This window comes from Ralstonia sp. TCR112 (assembly GCF_007997035.1).
In the GTDB taxonomy this organism is placed as follows: domain Bacteria; phylum Pseudomonadota; class Gammaproteobacteria; order Burkholderiales; family Burkholderiaceae; genus Ralstonia; species Ralstonia edaphi.
The window spans coordinates 1-951 of sequence record NZ_VOSS01000226.1 but is presented as its reverse complement, the minus strand read 5'-3'; the positions used below and the strand labels follow the sequence as shown (position 1 = coordinate 951).

The 951-nt window shown below is 65.3% G+C and carries 1 pseudogene; it reads left to right on the top strand.

Features of this window, described 5'->3' with window-relative positions:
* Positions 1–951 (top strand): annotated as a pseudogene (locus FUT88_RS25510) (cytochrome-c peroxidase); the annotation flags it as partial.

The following is a 951-nucleotide window of genomic DNA, read 5'->3' as shown; positions in this document are numbered from 1 at the left end:
TGGGCAAGGCGCTGTTCTTCGACCCGGCCCTGTCGGCCTCGGGCAAACTGTCCTGTGCAAGCTGCCACAGCCCCACGCATGCCTACGGCCCGCCGAACGATCTGTCGGTGCAGCTTGGCGGCACTGGCATGAACAGGACGGGCGTGCGCGCCGCGCCGTCGCTGCGCTACCTGCAGAACGTGCCGCCGTTCACGGAACACTTTTACGAGAGCGACGGCAACGACTCCGAAGACCAGGGCCCGACCGGCGGCTACACGTGGGACGGCCGCGTGTCGTCCACGCATGAGCAGGCGCGCATCCCGCTGTTGTCTGCACACGAGATGGCCAACGGCACGCAGGCCAGCGTCGTGGCCAAGCTGCGCAATGGCCGCCACGCGCAGACATTCCGTCAGGTATTCGGTAACGACATCCTCGACAACGAAGACACCGCCTTCCGCGCGGCACTGATGGTGCTTGAGGTCTTCCAGGAGACGCCGTCCGAGTTCTATCCGTACGACAGCAAGTACGACGCGTTCTTGCGCAAACAGGTGAAGCTGTCGCCGCAGGAGATGCGCGGTCTGCAGGCATTTGCCGATCCGGCCAAGGCAACTGCGCGTCGTGCCACGTGAGCGCCATCAAGCAGGACGGCGCGTTCCCCGCCTTTACCGATTTCGGCCTCATTGCCGTGGGCGTGCCCCGCAACCGTGCGCTCGCCGCCAATGCCGACCCGAAGTTCTTCGACCTCGGTCTCTGCGGCCCCGACCGGACCGATCTGAAAGACCGCGCCGACTATTGCGGCCGCTTCCGCACGCCGTCGCTGCGCAACGTGGCGCTGCGCAAGTCGTTCTTCCACAACGGTGCGATCCATTCGCTGGAAGATGCGGTGCGCTTCTACGCCCAGCGCGACACGCAACCGCAGAAGTGGTATCCGCGCAAGGCGGATGGCACGGTCGACAAGTTCGATGATCTGCC